The sequence below is a fragment of the Streptomyces tauricus genome (assembly GCF_014650955.1).
GTDB lineage: Bacteria > Actinomycetota > Actinomycetes > Streptomycetales > Streptomycetaceae > Streptomyces > Streptomyces tauricus.
This window is the reverse complement of record NZ_BMVY01000002.1, coordinates 448,978-466,076: the sequence shown is the minus strand read 5'-3', so window position 1 is coordinate 466,076 and position 17,099 is coordinate 448,978. Positions and strand designations below refer to the sequence as shown.

At 72.6% G+C, this 17,099-nt stretch carries 9 protein-coding genes; 8 read left to right on the top strand and 1 reads right to left on the bottom strand.

Translation table 11 applies throughout. The annotated features are described in order from the left end of the window. The first annotated feature begins 87 nt into the window (after window positions 1–87). The 8 genes from IE278_RS06650 to IE278_RS06615 all read left to right on the top strand — a co-directional run bounded on the left by IE278_RS06650 (window position 88) and on the right by IE278_RS06615 (window position 15,931). Window positions 88–2,982 carry a serine/threonine kinase C-terminal domain-containing protein gene (locus IE278_RS06650; RefSeq protein ID WP_189769681.1) on the top strand — a complete coding sequence of 965 codons (2,895 nt, stop codon included), beginning with the start codon at window positions 88–90 and terminating at the stop codon, window positions 2,980–2,982. Window positions 2,983–3,287: 305 nt separating this feature from the next. Continuing rightward, window positions 3,288–5,075, top strand: a complete 1,788-nt coding sequence (locus IE278_RS06645) for a serine/threonine-protein kinase (RefSeq protein WP_189769679.1) — start codon at window positions 3,288–3,290, stop codon at window positions 5,073–5,075. A 108-nt stretch (window positions 5,076–5,183) separates the two neighbouring features. Then, entirely contained in the window at window positions 5,184–6,809 is a 1,626-nt protein-coding gene (locus IE278_RS06640; RefSeq protein WP_189769677.1) for a serine/threonine-protein kinase, read from the top strand. 165 nt (window positions 6,810–6,974) lie between these two features. Next, window positions 6,975–8,669: a serine/threonine-protein kinase gene (locus IE278_RS06635; RefSeq protein WP_189769674.1), complete on the top strand. Its 1,695-nt coding sequence runs from the start codon at window positions 6,975–6,977 to the stop codon at window positions 8,667–8,669. A 145-nt stretch (window positions 8,670–8,814) separates the two neighbouring features. Next, window positions 8,815–10,257, top strand: a complete 1,443-nt coding sequence (locus IE278_RS06630; RefSeq protein ID WP_189769672.1) for a diacylglycerol/lipid kinase family protein — start codon at window positions 8,815–8,817, stop codon at window positions 10,255–10,257. A 60-nt stretch (window positions 10,258–10,317) separates the two neighbouring features. After that, window positions 10,318–12,234: a serine/threonine-protein kinase gene (locus tag IE278_RS06625; RefSeq protein WP_189769670.1), complete on the top strand. Its 1,917-nt coding sequence runs from the start codon at window positions 10,318–10,320 to the stop codon at window positions 12,232–12,234. Between the two features lie 166 nt (window positions 12,235–12,400). Beyond that, a complete protein-coding gene (locus IE278_RS06620) occupies window positions 12,401–14,026 on the top strand; it encodes a succinic semialdehyde dehydrogenase (RefSeq protein ID WP_189769669.1) in 1,626 nt (541 codons plus the stop codon). 117 nt (window positions 14,027–14,143) lie between these two features. After that, the gene (locus IE278_RS06615; RefSeq protein WP_189769668.1) at window positions 14,144–15,931 is read left to right on the top strand and encodes a GMC oxidoreductase; all 1,788 of its coding nucleotides are present in this window, start codon (window positions 14,144–14,146) and stop codon (window positions 15,929–15,931) included. A gap of 163 nt (window positions 15,932–16,094) precedes the next feature. On the opposite strand, the gene IE278_RS06610 is transcribed toward IE278_RS06615, so the two are convergent. After that, window positions 16,095–17,069 (bottom strand): LAETG motif-containing sortase-dependent surface protein, encoded by a 975-nt coding sequence (locus IE278_RS06610; RefSeq protein ID WP_189769667.1) that lies wholly within the window; start codon window positions 17,067–17,069, stop codon window positions 16,095–16,097. Window positions 17,070–17,099 lie beyond the last annotated feature (30 nt).

Genomic DNA, 17,099 nt, shown 5'->3' with positions numbered 1-17,099 from the left:
TTGCGGACCGTACGCAGGCACAACTGCAGCCACAACGGGACGCATGGCGAACGGATCTGACCAAACCGGGCGGCTGGGGGAGGCATCGTGGAGGACTATGCGGGACGGGTGCTCGCCGACCGTTACCGCCTGCCGCTCCCGCCGGCCGACGAGTACGAGTTCCGCGAGTCCCGCGCCTGGGACACCTACAGCGGACAGGAAGTCCTGGTCAGGCAGGTGCCGTTGCCCGAGGTCGTCGAGGCGGAGGTGCTCGACGCGGACGGGCTGCCCGACGGGTTCGTGGCGCGGGACGCCGGGGTGCGGCGGCCGTCCGCGCGGACCACACGGCGGCCCACCGAGCCGGCCGTGCGACGGGCGATCGAGGCCGCCCAGGCCGCGGCGCAGATACCCGACCACCCCCGGCTCGACCAGGTCTTCGACGTCTTCGCCGAGGGCGGCTCGCTGTGGATAGTGAGCGAGTTGGTACCCGCGCGGCAGCTCGCGGCACTGCTCGCTGAGGGGCCGCTGAGCCCGTACCGGGCCGCCGAGGTGGCCTCCGACGTGCTGACCGCCCTGCGGGTGCTGCACGCGCACGGATGGGTGCACCGGAACATCACCGCGCGCACGGTGCTCGTCTGCGACGACGGCCGGGTGATGCTCACGGGGCTCGCCTCGGGGGCCGCGGAAGAGGCGCTGTGCGGATACGACCCGGTCCCGGCCGCAGAGGGCGAAGCCGGTACGGGCCGACAGGGCGGGCCCGGAACGGTGGGCGGCCCGGCAGGGCGGCCGGGCCAGGCGGGACAGACAGGTCGATCCGGTCCGACGGGTGCGGGCGGCCCGTCCGGGCAGGTGGCCCGGGCCGGTGGTGCGGCCGGACAGCTCGGCCGGTCCGGCACGCCGGGCCGCTCCGTCGGACAGGCGGTACCCGGCGCGCGGGGGCCGGACGGCGGCCGTGCCGCGGTCGAGGCCGTGCGCGGGGGCACGGGCGCGCTGCCCGTCCCGCAAGCGCACGCACCAGCGCAGACCCAGGCTCAGGCCCAGATACAGGCACAAGCTCAGACACAGGCACAGGGCCGGACGCAGTCCCAGGCGCACGCCTCCGACATGGCGCAGCGGGCGCTGGACGCGGGCGGGGACGTACGGGCCGCGCGGGCCGGAGCCATCGCGGCCTACCGCGCGGGTGCGCGGGCCGCGGCCCGGGTGCAGGAGGAGCAGCGGGGCGGCGGGAACGCGGCGTTGCCCGCCCCGCGGTCGCTGTCCGGTGGGAGCGACCCGGAGCCCGGACAGACCTCGGGGCCGATCTCGGGCCGGATAGCCGGACAAGGGGTGGAGCACACCTCGCCGCCGGGACAGATCGCCGACCCGTACGGGGTGGGCGGGGCGGGACTGCCGGGCGCGTGGCACGGTGCGGCGCCGCGCGGCGGGGCCCCCGCCGTAGGAAGCCCTGGACAGGGCAGGCCGTCCGCGCTCCCCGACGGCCGCGGCAGCGGACACGGCGGCAACGGCAACAGCGGGCACGGCGGCAACGGCGGGCATGGCGGCGGCGGGATCGGCGGTACGGCCGACAGCCGGGCGACGGAGGCCGCCGCGTACGGCGCCGGGTACGCGCCCTCGGCCGACCACACCTCCGCGGCCCCCGGCACGGGCGCGGAGCCCGGTGCGGGTGCGGGTACAGGCGGGGCTCCCACGCAGTGGAGTCAGCTCACCTCTGGTGCCGCCACCCGGCGGGGCCCGGCGACCGCGCTGGCGGCGGAGCGGGCCCGGCAGGCGCGGATGGCCGTCGTGGGACCCGTCACCGAGCGCTGGGCGCCCGAGCAGGCCGGACCCGTGCACGAGAACTGGCAGCTGGCCGCGCCGATCGGGCCCGCGACCGACCTGTGGGCGCTGGGCGCGCTGCTCTTCCGTGCCGTTCAGGGCCACGCGCCCTACCCCGAGGAGAGCACCGCCGAGCTGGTGCAGCTGGTGTGCGCGGAACCACCCGCGTTCGCGGAGGAGTGCGGTCCGCTGCGCCCCGTCGTGGAGTCGCTGCTGCGGCAGGACCCCACCGAGCGGCTGGACTTCGAGGAACTGCGGGGCTGGCTGCGTTCGCTGGTGCGCTCGGCGCCCGAGCCGGAGGCGGGCACGTTCGTCATCGCGGCCCCGCCGATGGACCCCACCCGGCTGCCTGTCGTACGCCGTCGGGGCGAGCTGGTCCGCAGGCGTCGTGCGGGACTGCCCGCGACCACCCCGCACGGCCGGCACAAGCGGGGCAAGCAGGGCAGGGAGGCCAAGCCGCGCCGGCTCGGCCGGACGCTGCTCCTGCTGATCCTGCTCGTCATGGCCGCGGCCGTCGCGTACGCCATGGCGTTCATGCCCAAGACCGACTCCGGTGGTGAGCGCACCGGTTCCGCGGGGGACGTCGTCGCCCCCACCCCCGGCCACTCCGGGGACACCGGCGCGGGGCCGGACGGGAACGCGAGCTCCGATCCGCAGGGCGAGAAGTCGCCGAGCGACAAGGGCAGCCCGACGCGCTCGTCCAGTTCGACGACCCAGACCACAGGACCCGAGCTTCCGCAGGGCTTCACCCTGCGCAAGGACTCCGAGGGGTTCCGGGTGGCGGTCGCCAACGGCTGGGAGCGGACCGGCAAGAACGGACGCGGCCAGGTCGTCTACTCGCACGGCAAGTTCGAGCTGCTGGTCGTGCCCGGACGCGACACGACCGAGGAGTTCGGCAGCGATCCGATGTCCTACCAGCGCGAGGACGAGCGCGAGTTGCAGCCGTTCCGCGACTCGACCTGGGCCACGTCCAGCGGGATGCGGCGGATCGACGTGGGCGGACGGGCCATGGCCGAGGGGCAGTTCACCTGGCAGGACTCCACGGGGAGCGAGGTCTACGTACGGAACCTCGTGGTCATCGCCGGCGGGAAGTACCACGTGGTGCAGCTGCGCGGTCCGGAGGCCGAGCGGGACGAGGTGACGCGGCTCTACGAGCAGGCGTCGTCGACGTACCAGATCACCGGTTGACGAGGCATCGGGTCACCAGGCCACCGCGCCATCACGTCACCGCGTCACCGCGTCACCGTGACCCCAGGTCACCGGGGCACCGGGTGATGTGGTGTCATCACACCCTGCAGCCAGGGGTCTTGTGCGGCCATGACACCGCATGACATCGGTTCGCCGCTCAACGCCCGATCACCGCGCGGCAACCGCCCGTTCACGCCCGTGGGAACCGTCACAGTGCTGTCTCCGTAGGACCCCGCCGGTTCCCTGGGTGCGTGTCGGTCCTTAGTCTGACCCTGTCAAGAGCATTGCGGGGAAACGTGAATCAGATGCAGGGCCTGCTTCTCGCAGGCCGCTACCGGCTCGCCGACTCCATCGGCAGTGGCGGCATGGGCCGGGTATGGCGTGCGCGCGATGAAGTGCTGCACCGCGCCGTCGCGATCAAGGAGCTGACGGCCGCGCTCTACGTGTCCGAGAGCGAGCAGGCCGTCCTCCTCGCCAGGACCCGGGCCGAGGCCAGGGCCGCCGCGCGCATCAACCACTCGGCCGTCGTCACCGTGCACGACGTACTGGAACACGACGGCCGCCCATGGATCGTCATGGAGCTGGTCGAGGGCGGCTCGCTCGCCGACGCCGTCAAGGACGCGGGACGCATCGAGCCCAGGGAGGCGGCCCGGGTCGGGCTGTGGGTCCTGCGCGCTCTGCGGGCCGCGCACTCCGCCGGCGTACTGCACCGCGACGTCAAACCCGGCAACGTACTGCTCTCCCACGACCGGCGCGTGCTGCTCACCGACTTCGGGATCGCCCAGGTCGAGGGGGACACGACGATCACCCGTACCGGCGAGATCGTCGGGTCGGTCGACTATCTGGCGCCGGAACGCATCCGCGGCCAGGACCCGGGCCCGTCCGCCGACCTGTGGGCGCTCGGCGCCACGCTCTACACGGCCGTCGAGGGGAGGTCGCCGTTCCGGCGGACGACCCCGCTGACGACCATGCAGGCCGTCGTCGGCGAGGAGCCCGACGCCCCGGAGAACGCGGGCCCGCTCACCGCCGTCATCACCGCCCTGCTGCGCAAGGACCCCGCCGAGCGGCCCGGTCCCGAAGAGGCCGAGCAGATGCTCGCCGAGGCCGCGGAGGGCAGGGCACCCGACGCGGCGCAGGCCTATGTGCCGACCCAGCACGTGGACCCCACGCGGGATCCCCGGGGCACGTACGGCCAGGGACTGCCGGGCGCGTACGGGCCCGCGCAGCCGGCGGTGCCCGGATCCGAGGACGCCACCCACGCCGTCGCCCACGGCTCGCACGGCTTGAACGGGCCCGGGAGCGGCCAGTATCCGCAGGGTCCCTACGGCGGCCCGGACGGCCGTGACACCTACGGCGGTCATGGCCGTCCCGCTCCCGACCCGGCCGGCGCCACCGCGAACCAGCCGGCGGTGGCCGGCGGGCCCGGGCGGCGACGGTTCCGTACCGTCGCCGCGGTCGTGCTGGCCGCCGCGCTCGTCGGCGGCGGTGGCGTGGCGGCGATGCTGCTGGCGGACGGATGGGGGGACGGCGACGCGTCGAAGTCCTCGAACCAGTCCTCGTCCCCGAACACCCCGTCCGCCTCGGCCAGTGAGGACAATGGAAAGCAGACCGAAACCGCCCAGACCGGTGACGTGCCCGCCGGCTGGGAGCGTGTCGACGACCCCGAGGGTTTCAGCCTCGTCCTGCCCAAGGGCTGGAAGCGGCAGACCGAAGGCACGCAGGTCGACTACACGCCCGACGCCGGCGAGCACTTCGTACGCATCGCCGTCGACGACTCGCCCGACTTCGACAACCCGTACCGGCATCTCGTCGACCTGGAACAGCAGATCTCGGGGCGGCTGAGCGACTACCGGCAGGTCAGCCTGGAGTCCAACACCTTCCGTGACCGCCCCGGGGCGCTGTGGGACTTCACCTGGACCGCGCTGGCCAAGGACACGGAGTTCCCGGGGCCGCGCCGCGCCATGGAACAGGCGTATCTCGGCCGTGACGGCGTCGAGTACGTGATCTATATATCCGCGCCCGAGGCCGACTGGGACACGGCGCGGGAGCAGTTCGACACGGTTCTGCGGGGATGGCAGCCGCCGGCCTCGTAGCGGCGCGCCCGCCTGAAGAGGGCTCCTGCCGGGGCCTACGTCGGTTGTCGGCCAACCCCGGTCGCGCGACCCCGGAAGGGTTCCGTCCGTTGCGGCATGATGGGACGTATGGCGACCGAGGGGGAAAGACCGGAGGACAACGCCCGTGTCATCGCGGGCCGTTACCGCCTGGAAGCCAGAATCGGCCGCGGCGGCATGGGTGTCGTGTGGCGGGCCACGGACCTGGTGCTCGCCCGGCAGGTCGCGGTCAAGGAACTCGTCGTCGACGCCTCGCTCTCGGCTGCGGAGTCCCGGCTGCAGCGTGAACGCACCCTGCGCGAGGCCCGCGCGATCGCGCAGTTACGTCATCCGCACATCATCGTCGTGCACGACGTCGTCGAGCAGGACGAACGCCCCTACATCGTCATGGACCTCCTCGAAGGAGGTTCGCTCGCCGAGCGCATCTCCCGGTCCGGACCCGTCGGCCCGGTCGAGGCGGCGCGGATGGGCATCGACCTTCTGAGCGCGCTGAGCAAGGCGCACGACGCAGGTGTCCTGCACCGCGACCTGAAGCCCGCGAACGTGCTCCTGACCCTGGACGGCATCGTCGTCCTCACGGACTTCGGGGTCGCGCAGGTCGCGGGCGCGACGACGCTCACCGAGAGCGGATCGTTCGTGGGCTCGCCCGAGTACACCGCGCCCGAGCGGATGTCGGGCCTCAGGACCGGGCCCGAGTCCGACCTGTGGTCGCTGGGCGCCCTGCTCTGCACGGCCCTGAGCGGCGAATCACCGTTCCGCCGCGACTCGTTGGGCGGGACGCTGCACGCGGTGGTCGTCGACGACATACTTCCGCCCCCCGCCGCCGGGCCCCTGCTCCCCGTCGTACGCGGCCTGCTCGAACGCGATCCGGAGCGGCGGCTCGACGCGGTCGAGGCGGAGCGGCTGCTGCGGGCCTTTCTGGACACGGGCCGTATGCCGCAGGTCCCGGCCGGCTATACGCCCACGCGGCGGGACGTGTCGGGGCGGAACCCCGGCACCTCGGGGCCGACGGTCGCGGAACCGGCCGTGCCGCACCCGCTGAGAGTCCCCTTCGCGGTCTCCTCGTCGATGCGCAACGTGCTGATCGCGGCGGCCCTCGTCGCGGCGATGGCCGTGGCGGGGGTGTCGGCGGCCGCGCTGCTGATGGGCGACGGGGACAACGGACCGACACCGCCGGGGGGTTCCGTCTCCACGTCCCGGACGGCCACCGGTCCGACGCCGAGCGTCAGTGCCACCGGCCCCCGGCCCACGGCCTCGGCCGGTCGGACGGTGCCCACGGGATACCGTCTCGTCCACGATCCGGAGGGCTTCTCGCTCGCCGTCCCCGTGGGCTTCACACGCGAGGCGCAGGGCGAGCGCGTCTACTACATGTCGGCCGGGAAGACGTTCCGCATCGGCGTCAAGGTGTCCGCACCGGAACCGGGCGGCCCGCTCGCGGTGCTGCAACGCGCGGCCGGGAACGGCCCCGACACCTATCCCGGGTACCGCGACGGCCGGGTCACCGAGACCACCCGCGCCGGACGGCCCGCCGCGTTCTGGGAGTTCACCTGGGACGGCTTCAGCGCGGCGGAGGGCGCGCGGCACATCTACGAACTGTGCTGGGAGGAGGGCGGCCGGATGTACGACGTGCTGGTCTCGTCGCCGGTCCGCCAGGCGCGGGAGGCGCGGGAGTACTTCGACGTCGCGGTGGACACCGTCGCCCGCAAGGGCTCGTGAGCGGCGGTTCGCCGTGAGAAGCCTGGAAGAGTCACTAATAGCCTGTAAGTGGCAAACGGCGTCAAAGATATAAAAGTGATGAAGCGTGCGTCGTGCGTCACGGGTCTGTGACTGGAAAGCGCTCAGGGTGGAGCGGGGACACCTGCCGCGATAAGGATGGACCCCATGAGCAGCAACGGGGGAGCCCCTTACGGACCCGACGAGCCGACGAGTTTCGGTCTGCAACCGCCACGCCCACCGGTCGCCGTGCCACACCCCGGGAATCCGTACGCCACACCCACCCAGGTCGTGCCCGAGGCCGCGCCCGGAGTCGTACCGGCACACCCGGCGCCACCCGCGCACCCCGTGCGGCAGGCGCCGCACGAGCCCGGTGCCGGTCGGCTCATCGCGGACCGCTATCGGCTGCTCGACAAGCTCGGCCACGGGGGCATGGGCACGGTGTGGCGGGCCAAGGACGAGACGGTGGACCGGGAGGTCGCGGTCAAGGAGCCGCGCGTCCCCGACCATCTTCCCGAACGCGAACGAGCCAATGTCTCCGAGCGGATGCGCCGCGAGGCGCGTGCCGCGGCCCGGCTCGACCACCCGGCGGTCGTCACCGTCCACGACGTCGCCGTCGTGGACGGCCGGCCGTGGATCGTGATGGAACTCGTCCGGGGGCGCTCGCTCGGCGCCGCGCTCCAGGAGGGCACGCTCGGGGCGCGGGAAGCGGCGAGAATCGGCCTCGAAGTGCTGGGCGCGCTGGAGTCCGCGCACGCGGCGGGCATCCTGCACCGCGACGTCAAGCCGGACAACGTCCTGCTCGGCACGGGCGACCGCGTCGTCCTCACCGACTTCGGCATCGCCCAGATCGAGGGCGAGACGAATCTGACCGACACGGGCGGCTTCGTCGGCTCGCCCGAGTTCATCGCGCCCGAGAGGGTGCTGGGGCAGCGCCCGGGCCCGGCGTCCGACCTCTGGTCGCTGGGCGTGGTCCTGTACGCGGCCACGGAGGGCGTGTCGCCGTTCCGCCGCAGCAACACGCCCGCGACGCTGCAGTCCGTCCTCAACGCCACGCCGGCCCCGCCCAACGCGGCCACGGGACCGCTCGCCGAGGCGATCAACGGCCTCCTCGACAAGGACCCGAACCGCCGCCCGGACGCCGCGCGGGTACGTGCCCTCCTGGAGCAGGCCGCACGACCGCCGCGGCCCGAGCCCACGCGGGTCGTGCAGATGACGGCCCCCGGCGGCAGGGCGGTCCGCTTCGGCCGGAAGAGCTGGATCGGCCTCGCCGCCGTGGTCGTCGCGGCGGCGGTGGCGGCGTACCTGGTGGTCGCGGATCCGTTCGCCGGACCGCTGCCGGACGGCTGGAGGAAGGCCGACGTGAAGGCGCTCGGCGCCACGCTGGCGGTGCCGGAGGGCTACGAGAAGACCGTGCCCAAGTCCGACGCGCCCGCGGACGAGCACTGGGTGCAGTTCACCGACCCGAGCGGCACCCTCTGGGTCAGTCTGTCGCTGGACAAGAAGGCCGAGGACACCTCGGGCGAGATCGCCGGGACCGCGTCGGCGGAGATGTACGAGGACGACGCCGCCTACAAGCAGAGCGGTGCGTACGGGCTCGGCATGGACTCCGATCCCGCGCCCAGGAGCGATCCCAACGACGTCAAGTACAAGGACCGCAAGGCCGCGAAGAACACCGTCGTCTACTCCAGCACGGACACCGCGAATCCGCGTCCGCGTGAGATGCAGGTCCTGTACTACAGGACGACGTCGGGCGACATGTACAAGCTCATGGTCGGTTACCCGGGCAAGGGGGACTTCACCGAGCGCGGGCGTGCTGTCGCGCGGACGGCGATCGCGAACCTGGACATCGACAGGTTGTGAACCTGTGGGCCTCGGTAGCGGCATACTGCTGCCTCGGGTTCGTTGTTCGTCGGGTGCGGCCCGGTGGGTGCTGCCCGCGCAGTTCCCCGTGCCCCTGAAGACAACGGCGACGCGGGGAACGGTGTGACGGAGAGGGGCGGCAGGCGTGGGCCTGGATTTTGACGGGCGGGCGCACGCCCGACAGCGCTGGGCGGCGCGCACCGCCCTCGGCACCGCCGGCCTGGCGGTCCTGCTACCGCTCGGGTACGGCGGAGTGACGAGCCTCCTGCTCGTGGCGGTAGGCGTGTTCGGCACGGCGGTCACCGTCGCCGCCCTGTGGTGGGTGCTGACCCTCCGCGGACCGGCCCGCGCGGCAGCCGTCGCGCTGGCCGTCACGACGCCCGCCGCCGTCGTCTGGTTCTTCGCCGCGGAGAACCTGCTCTGGGTCGTCACCGTGTCCCTGACCCTGTGGGGATTCGCCGTCTGGGCCGGGAAGTTCGCGCTCAGCAGCACCAGATCGCACACGGTCAGCGTGCCGGAGCACCGGACCCCCGCCCCCACCAGCCCCTTCCTCATCATGAACCCGCGGTCAGGGGGCGGGAAGGTCGAGCGGTTCGGGCTGAAGGAGAAGGCCGAGAAGCTCGGAGCCCGGGTCCACCTCCTCGACCCCGACCGGCAGGAGGACGTGACCGAACTCGCCCGGCGTGCCGTGGCGGAGGGCGCCGATCTGCTCGGTGTCGCGGGCGGGGACGGTACGCAGGCACTGGTCGCCGCCGTGGCCGCGGAGCACGGGATGCCGTTCCTCGTCGTCTGCGCCGGAACCCGCAACCACTTCGCCATGGACCTGGGGCTCGACCGGAACGATCCGGCGGCGAGCCTCGACGCCCTCACCGACGACGGCGTCGAACTCCACGTCGACCTCGGCTTCGCCGACACGTACCCCTTCGTCAACAACGCCTCGTTCGGGGCGTACGCGGTGGTCGTGCAGAGCCCCGCCTACCGGGACGACAAGGTCCGTACGACGCTGGAGCTGCTGCCCGAACTGCTCACGCACCAGCGCGGGCCGCGGCTGACCGCCCGCGTGGAGGAGACGGACGGGGCCGCCCGGCCGGCGGCGGGGGGCGCCACCGCGGCCACCGTCGTCGACGCGCCCCAGGCCCTCCTGGTGAGCAACAACCCCTACCGCATGGACGATCCGGCGGGGCTCGGCTACCGCGAGCGGCTGGAGTCCGGGGTGCTGGGTGTCCTCGGCATCAGGGTCGAGAACGCCGCCGAGGCCGCCGGACTGCTGCTGGGCAGGCACTCCACCGGGCTCACGGTGCTGACGGCCCGCGAGGTCGTCGTGGACGCCGACCGCCCCGAGATCGAGGTCGGCGTGGACGGCGAGGCGCTCATGCTGCCCACGCCGGTACGGTGCCGGATCGAGCCCGGTGCCCTGCGCGTGCGCGTCCCCGGGAACCGGCCGGGTGTACCGGCGACCAAGCCGCCCCTGGACTGGCGCCGGCTGCGCAAACTCGCGGCGGCCGTCGGGCGTACGGCCCTTCCCAGGCACCGTGCCCTGCCCCGGGAGGAGCCCGTGCCCGCGAACCGGACACCTCCCACCGCCTGACCCGCTGTGTACACGGCCCGAACATCGACAAGCTCCGCCCCCGCACGGTACTGATGGTGCATGAGCGATGACGGGGGGCGCCTGGTCGGCGGTCGTTACCGGCTGACCGAGCGCATCGGCTCGGGCGGCATGGGCACCGTGTGGCGGGCCACGGACGAACTCGTGGGACGGGACGTCGCGGTCAAGGAGCCCCGGCTGCCCGGCGATCCGCGGGACGCGGCCCACCAGCGCGCGTACCACCGGCTGCAGCGCGAGGCGCGGGCCGCCGCGCGCGTCGACCACCCCGGCGCCGTTGCCATCCATGACGTGGTCGTGGAGGACGGACTGCCCTGGATCGTCATGGAGTTGATCCGCGGCGAGTCCCTCCACGAGGTGCTGCAGCGCGGCGCGCTCCCGCCCACCGAGTCGGCGCGGATCGGGCTGTCCGTGGTGGGCGCCCTGAAGGCCGCGCACGCCAAGGGCATCGTGCACCGCGATGTGAAGCCCGCGAACATCCTGCTCGGGCAGCACGGCCGCGTCGTGCTCACCGACTTCGGCATCGCGCACATCCAGGGCGAGGAATCCCTCACCATGAGCGGGGAGTTCGTGGGCTCCCTCGAATTCATCGCGCCGGAGCGGATGTCCGGCCGGGGCGCGGGCCCGGCCGCCGACATGTGGTCCCTGGGCGTCTGCCTGTACGCGGCGGTCGAGGGCTGGTCCCCGTTCCGGCGTACGACGCTGGAGTCCACCCTCGCCGCGATCCTGTCCGCCGAGCCGCCGGAGCCCGAGCACGCGGGACCGCTCGGGCCGCTGATCGTCCGGCTCCTGGCGAAGGACCCGGACGAGCGGCCGGACGCCGACGAGGTCGCCGCCTCGCTGGAGGCGGTGGCGGAGGGCTGGCCGGCCCCGAGGGGCGACCTGACGACCCCGCAGGACGCGTCCCAGTTACGTGAGTTCGCGGACGACTCGGGAACGGTCAGATTCGGCCGCACACCATCAGCGCCGGCGAAGCCATCAACGGCGGCAGAGCCGGTTGCGCCGGCGGGGCTGGCGGGGCTGGCGGGGCTGGCGGGGCTGGCGGGACCGGCTGAGTCGGCGGGACCGGCAGGACCGGCTGAGTCGGCAGAACCGGCAGAACCGGCTGAGTCGGCGGGACCGGCTGAGTCGGCGGGACCGGCTGAGTCGGCAGGACCGGCAGGACCGGCAGGACCGGCAGGACCCGTAGAACAGACAGGCCCGGACCCGGATCCCGGCCCGGACCCGGATTCCGACCCGGGGTCCGGCCAAGGCCCGGGGTCGGGTCGGGGCCCCCTTCCCGCGCCCGCGGCGGACCGCACCCGCGCCGATGTCGTACTCCCGAAGCCGACGAGGCGGCGCCGGGCTCCCCGGCTCGTCGGCGGCGCCCTCGTCGGTGCCCTGCTGCTCGCGGGCGGCGTCTGGCTCGGGACCTCGCTCACCGGTGACGACAGCCGGGCCGCGGGGGACAGGACCCCGGTGAACTCGTCCGTGACCTCTCCCGAGACCGCGACCGCGTCCAGAGCCACCGAGGTGTGGACCGCCCGCCCGGAGAACGACCTGAAGGCGGTCCTCCACCTCCCCCGGCAGTTCGTGCGCTTCCACGAGCAGGGCGGCGCCGACGACCAGCCGCGGATGGCGATCTTCGACAACGACGAGGTCGTCCAGGTCCGGCTCACCCTGTGGGACAGGGCGCCGAGCTCGCCGATGGCCCGGGCCCGGCACCAGGGCGAGACGTGGGCGGGGTACGGGGAGTCGAGGACGCAGTACACGCCGACGTCCTTCCACGGGTACGAGGCCGTGCTCGCCGACACCACCTACGACACCGAGGGCGATCTGACCCGTGTCATGGAGCTGATGATCCTCACCGACGACAGCCGTCTGTACGAGCTGCGGGTGGACATGCCCAAGGGGACGGCGGACGAGAAGAGGGGCACCGCGGTGTTCAAGGGGGCGCGCGAACGTCTTGAGATCGAGCCGTGAGTTCCGCGCGGATTCTCGCCCGGGCTCCGACCGCCTCTGATCGTTGCCGGACAACCCGCTGATCAGGCCATTTACTGCCAGTGATCACTGGCGCCTTGTGTGTACTCGGTGAAACCCTGTTACCGACGGGTACCCAAAGAGCCCGGGCAGGCATACTCTGCGGCTCATGACGGACTCGCAGGCCCCGGCACAGGCCCCGGAAAAGACCGGTACCAACCCACTCGCACCCGCCCCCGCGGGCGCTCGCACGGCCGCTGACGTGGTCACGCCGGAGCTGATCGCTCAGCTCACCCGTGGCGTGGTCGGCTCGGGCCGTACCGCCAACCACACGCCGTTCACCGGCGAGAAGCTGGCCGACCTGCCCGAGTCCACCCCGCAGGACGTGGAAGTGGCCTACGAGCGGGCCCGCGCCGCCCAGTTCCTCTGGGGCCAGATCCCGGTCAAGGAACGCGCCGCCGTCCTCCTGCGCTTCCACGACCTGGTGCTGGCCCGCCAGGCCGAGGTGCTGGACCTCATCCAGCTGGAGACCGGCAAGGCCCGTCTGCACGCCCACGAGGAGGTCCAGGCGGTCGCCGTCGCGGCCCGCCACTACGGCCGCCGGGCCCCCTTCTACCTGCGCCCCAAGCGGCACGCGGGCGCCATGCCGACCCTCACCAAGGTGACCGAGCTGCGCCACCCGCGAGGCGTCGTCGGCCAGATCGCCCCCTGGAACTACCCCCTCGAACTCTCCGTCGGCGACGCGCTGCCCGCCTTCGTCGCGGGCAACGCCGTCGTGATGAAGCCCGACACCGAGACCTGCCTGACCGCGCTGTGGGCCCGTGACCTGCTGATCGAGGCGGGCCTGCCGGCCGACGTCTTCCAGGTCGTCCTCGGCGAGGGCCCGGTCATCGGCCCGGAGGTCGTCAAGCACGCCGACTACGTCTCCTTCACCGGCTCCACCCGGACCGGCCGCGAGGTCGCCCAGGGCGCGGCGGCCCGGCTGGTCGGCGTCTCCCTCGAACTCGGCGGCAAGAACGCCATGCTGGTCCTTGAGGACGCCGACATCGACCGGGCGGCGGCCGGCGCGGTCCGCGCCTGCTTCTCGTCGGCCGGACAGCTGTGCATCAGCATCGAGCGGCTGTACGTCCACGAGTCGATCGCGGACACGTTCCTGGAGCGGTTCGCCGCACGCACCAGGGCGATGCGTCTCGGCACGTCCCTCGCGTACGGCGCCGAGATGGGCTCGCTGGTCGGCGAACGCCAGCTGGAGACCGTGACCCGGCATGTCGAGGAGGCCGTCGCCAAGGGCGCGACCGTCGTCGCCGGCGGGGTCGCGCGCCCGGACATCGGCCCGTACTTCTTCGAGCCGACCATCCTCGACGGCGTCGAGTCGCCGATGGCGGTCTGCGGCGAGGAGACCTTCGGTCCGGTCGTCTCGATCTACCGGTTCAAGGACGAGGACGAGGTGATCGCCTCCGCCAACGCGACGGCGTACGGCCTCAACTCCTCGGTCTGGACGAAGGACGGCCGCCGCGGCGCGAAGGTCGCCGCCCGGCTGCGCACCGGAACGGTCAACATCAACGAGGGCTACGGGCCCGCGTACGGCAGCGTCCAGTCGCCGATGGGCGGCATGAAGGACTCCGGCCTCGGCCGCCGCCACGGCTCCGAGGGCATCCTCAAGTACACGGAGGCCCAGACGGTCGCCCAGCAGCGCCTGCTGCCGATGGCCCCGTCCCTGGGCATGGACGACGAGAAGTACGCCCAGTTCATGAGCCGCAGCCTGCGCCTCATGAAGGCACTCCGGTTCAGGTAAGCGCCCCGTTCAGGTAAGCGCCCGTTCAGGGACGCGGGGCGCCATCGACATACGGCTCCGCCGCGTGGGCGCGAGCAACCACACACAACCCGCACGGACACTCAACGAGGAGCCCACGTGCCGCAGGAAAACTACGACTACGACGTGATCGTCGTGGGCTCCGGCTTCGGCGGATCCGTCACCGCCCTCCGCCTCACGGAGAAGGGCTACCGCGTGGGCGTCCTGGAAGCCGGCCGCCGCTTCACCCGAGCCACGCTCCCCAAGAACTCCTGGGACCTGAAGAACTACCTCTGGGCGCCGAAGCTCGGCATGTACGGCCTCCAGCGCATCCACCTCCTCGGCAACGTCATGGTGCTCGCGGGCGCGGGCGTGGGCGGCGGTTCCCTCAACTACGCCAACACCCTCTACGTACCGCCGAAGCCGTTCTTCGAGGACCCGCAGTGGAAGGACATCACCGACTGGCAGGAGGAGTTGAAGCCGTACTACGACCAGGCGCAGCGCATGCTCGGCGTACGGCTCAACCCGACCATGACCCCCTCCGACGTCCACCTCAAGGCGGCGGCGCAGCGGATGGGCGTGGGCGACACCTTCCACATGGCGCCGGTCGGGGTCTTCTTCGGTGACGGCGAGGACGCCGACGGGAGTACGAAGGCGCGGCCGGGCGAGACGGTCGACGACCCGTACTTCGGGGGCGCGGGCCCGGCCCGCAGCGCGTGCGCCGAGTGCGGCGAGTGCATGACGGGCTGCCGGCACGGCGCGAAGAACACCCTCAACGAGAACTACCTGTACCTCGCCGAGAAGGCGGGCGCGGTCGTCCACCCGCTGACGACCGTCGTGTCCGTCACGGACGACTCGCAGGGCGGATACGCGGTCTCGACGCTCCCCACGGACCGCAGGGGCAAGGGCGCCAGGCGCGAGGGGCGGGTCTTCAAGGCCCGCCGGGTCGTCCTCGCGGCCGGCACGTACGGTACGCAGACCCTGCTGCACCGGATGAAGGACGGCGGCCAGCTCCCGTACCTGTCGAAGCGGCTGGGGGAGCTGACCCGTACGAACTCCGAGGCGCTGGTGGGCGCGCAGACCAGCGACCGCCGCTACCGCAAGGCCACCGGCGAGGCGAAGGTCGACTTCACGCGCGGGGTCGCCATCACGTCCTCGATCCACCCGGACGCCAACACGCACATCGAGCCCGTCCGCTACGGCAAGGGCTCCAACTCGATGGGCAGCCTGTCGATCCTGCAAGTCCCGTACACGGAGGGCTCGTCGAGGGCGCTCGGCTGGCTGGTCAACGCGGTGAAGCACCCCACCCTCATGGCCCGCTCGATATCCAACCGCCGCTGGTCGGAGCGGACCATCATCGGCCTGGTGATGCAGTCCCTCGACAACTCCCTGACCACGTACCTGAAGCCGAAGGGCGCGGGCAAGGGCCTGCTGACGGCACGCCAGGGCCACGGGGCCCCCAACCCCAAGCAGATCAGGGCCGCCTCGGAGGGCGCCTCCGCGATCGCCGCCGAGATCAACGGCTTCGCGGGCTCGAACGTCGGTGAACTGATGGGCACCCCGCTGACCGCGCACTTCCTGGGCGGCTGCCCGATCGGCGCCTCCGCCGAGGAGGGCGTCATCGACCCGTACCACCGGCTGTACGGGCACCCGGGCATCTCCGTCGTCGACGGCGCCGCGGTCTCGGCGAACCTGGGCGTGAACCCGTCGCTGACCATCACCGCACAGGCGGAGCGCGCGATGTCGTTCTGGCCCAACAAGGGGGAGGCGGACCCGCGTCCGGCGCCCGGTGCCGCGTACGAGCGCCTGAAGGCGGTCGAGCCGCTCGCGCCCGCGGTCCCGGCGGACGCCTTCGGGGCCCTGAAACTGCCGTTCCTCGGCATGCCGGCGATGCCACCGAAGAAGTAGCCCTACGGGAGAAGCAGCGCTACGGGAGAAGCAGCCCTACGGGAGAAGCAGCCCTACGGGAGAAGCAGCCCTACGGGCGAACCCGGGAAGGACGAAGGACCTGCGCCCCCCTCCGAGCGCAGGTCCTTACGTCTGTGGTGCGTACAGCAAGCCGGAGCGGCGACTACGCGTCGGAGCCGGCCTTGCGACGCCGGGCGACGACGATCGCGCCCGCGCCGGCGACCAGCGCGACCCCACCCACGAGACCGATGGTCGGCAGCGCGGAGCTGGACCCCGTCTCGGCGAGGTTGCCGGTGACCTGCGGCGTGTTGGTCTTGTCCGGCTTCTGGTCGCTGACCGGCGCCTTGCCGCCTTCCTGCGGCTCGGTGTTGTCCGTGTCCGTACCCGCGGCGACGATCTGGAACTTGTACGCGACCTCACCGAAGCCGGTGCACTCCGCGTCGTCGTCACCGTAGATCGTCGCGCCGAGCGAGAAGCCCGCGCCGACCGGGGCGGTGGACTTCACGTTGATACGCAGCGGGACGTGAACCTCGTAGTCGGGCTTGAGCTCGTCGGTGTAACCGACGAAACCGACCGCGTACCCCTCCTCGTCGAGGTTCTCCCAGACCTTGGCGTCCGGGTTCCAGGCCTGGAGCTGCACCTGCTTGCTCTTGAACAGGTCCGTGCCGTCCACGTCGGACGAGGCGCCCGCGAGGAAGTCGAGGTCCTGGAGCGTGGAGTCCGAGGAGTTCAGGACGTTCAGCGAGAACTTGTGCCAGCCGCTGCCCACGGCGATCTTGCCGGGCAGACCGGTGATGCTGACGTCGACCTTGGTGTCCTCGCACACGGACGGCTCGGGGTCCGGGGTCTCCGACTCCGTCGGCGGAGTGGTGCTCGGCGCCGGGCTGGTGGCCGGCGGGGTCGAGGTCGGCGTACCCGCGGGGGTCGTCGAGGTCGGCGGCGTCGTCGTGGGCGTCGCGGCGGGCGTCGTCGTGCCGGCGGTCTCGGTCTCGGTCCCGGTCGGGCCCGGCGTCAGGGTCGCGGTCTCGGTGCCGGTGGGCGTGGGGTCGGTCGCGAAAGCGGCCGGGGCCGACAACAGCGCGAGCGGGGCTATGACAGCCGTCGTGGCCGCAGCGGCCATGACACGGCGAAGCTTCATGAAGACCTCGGAAAGTCCGGTGTACCGCGA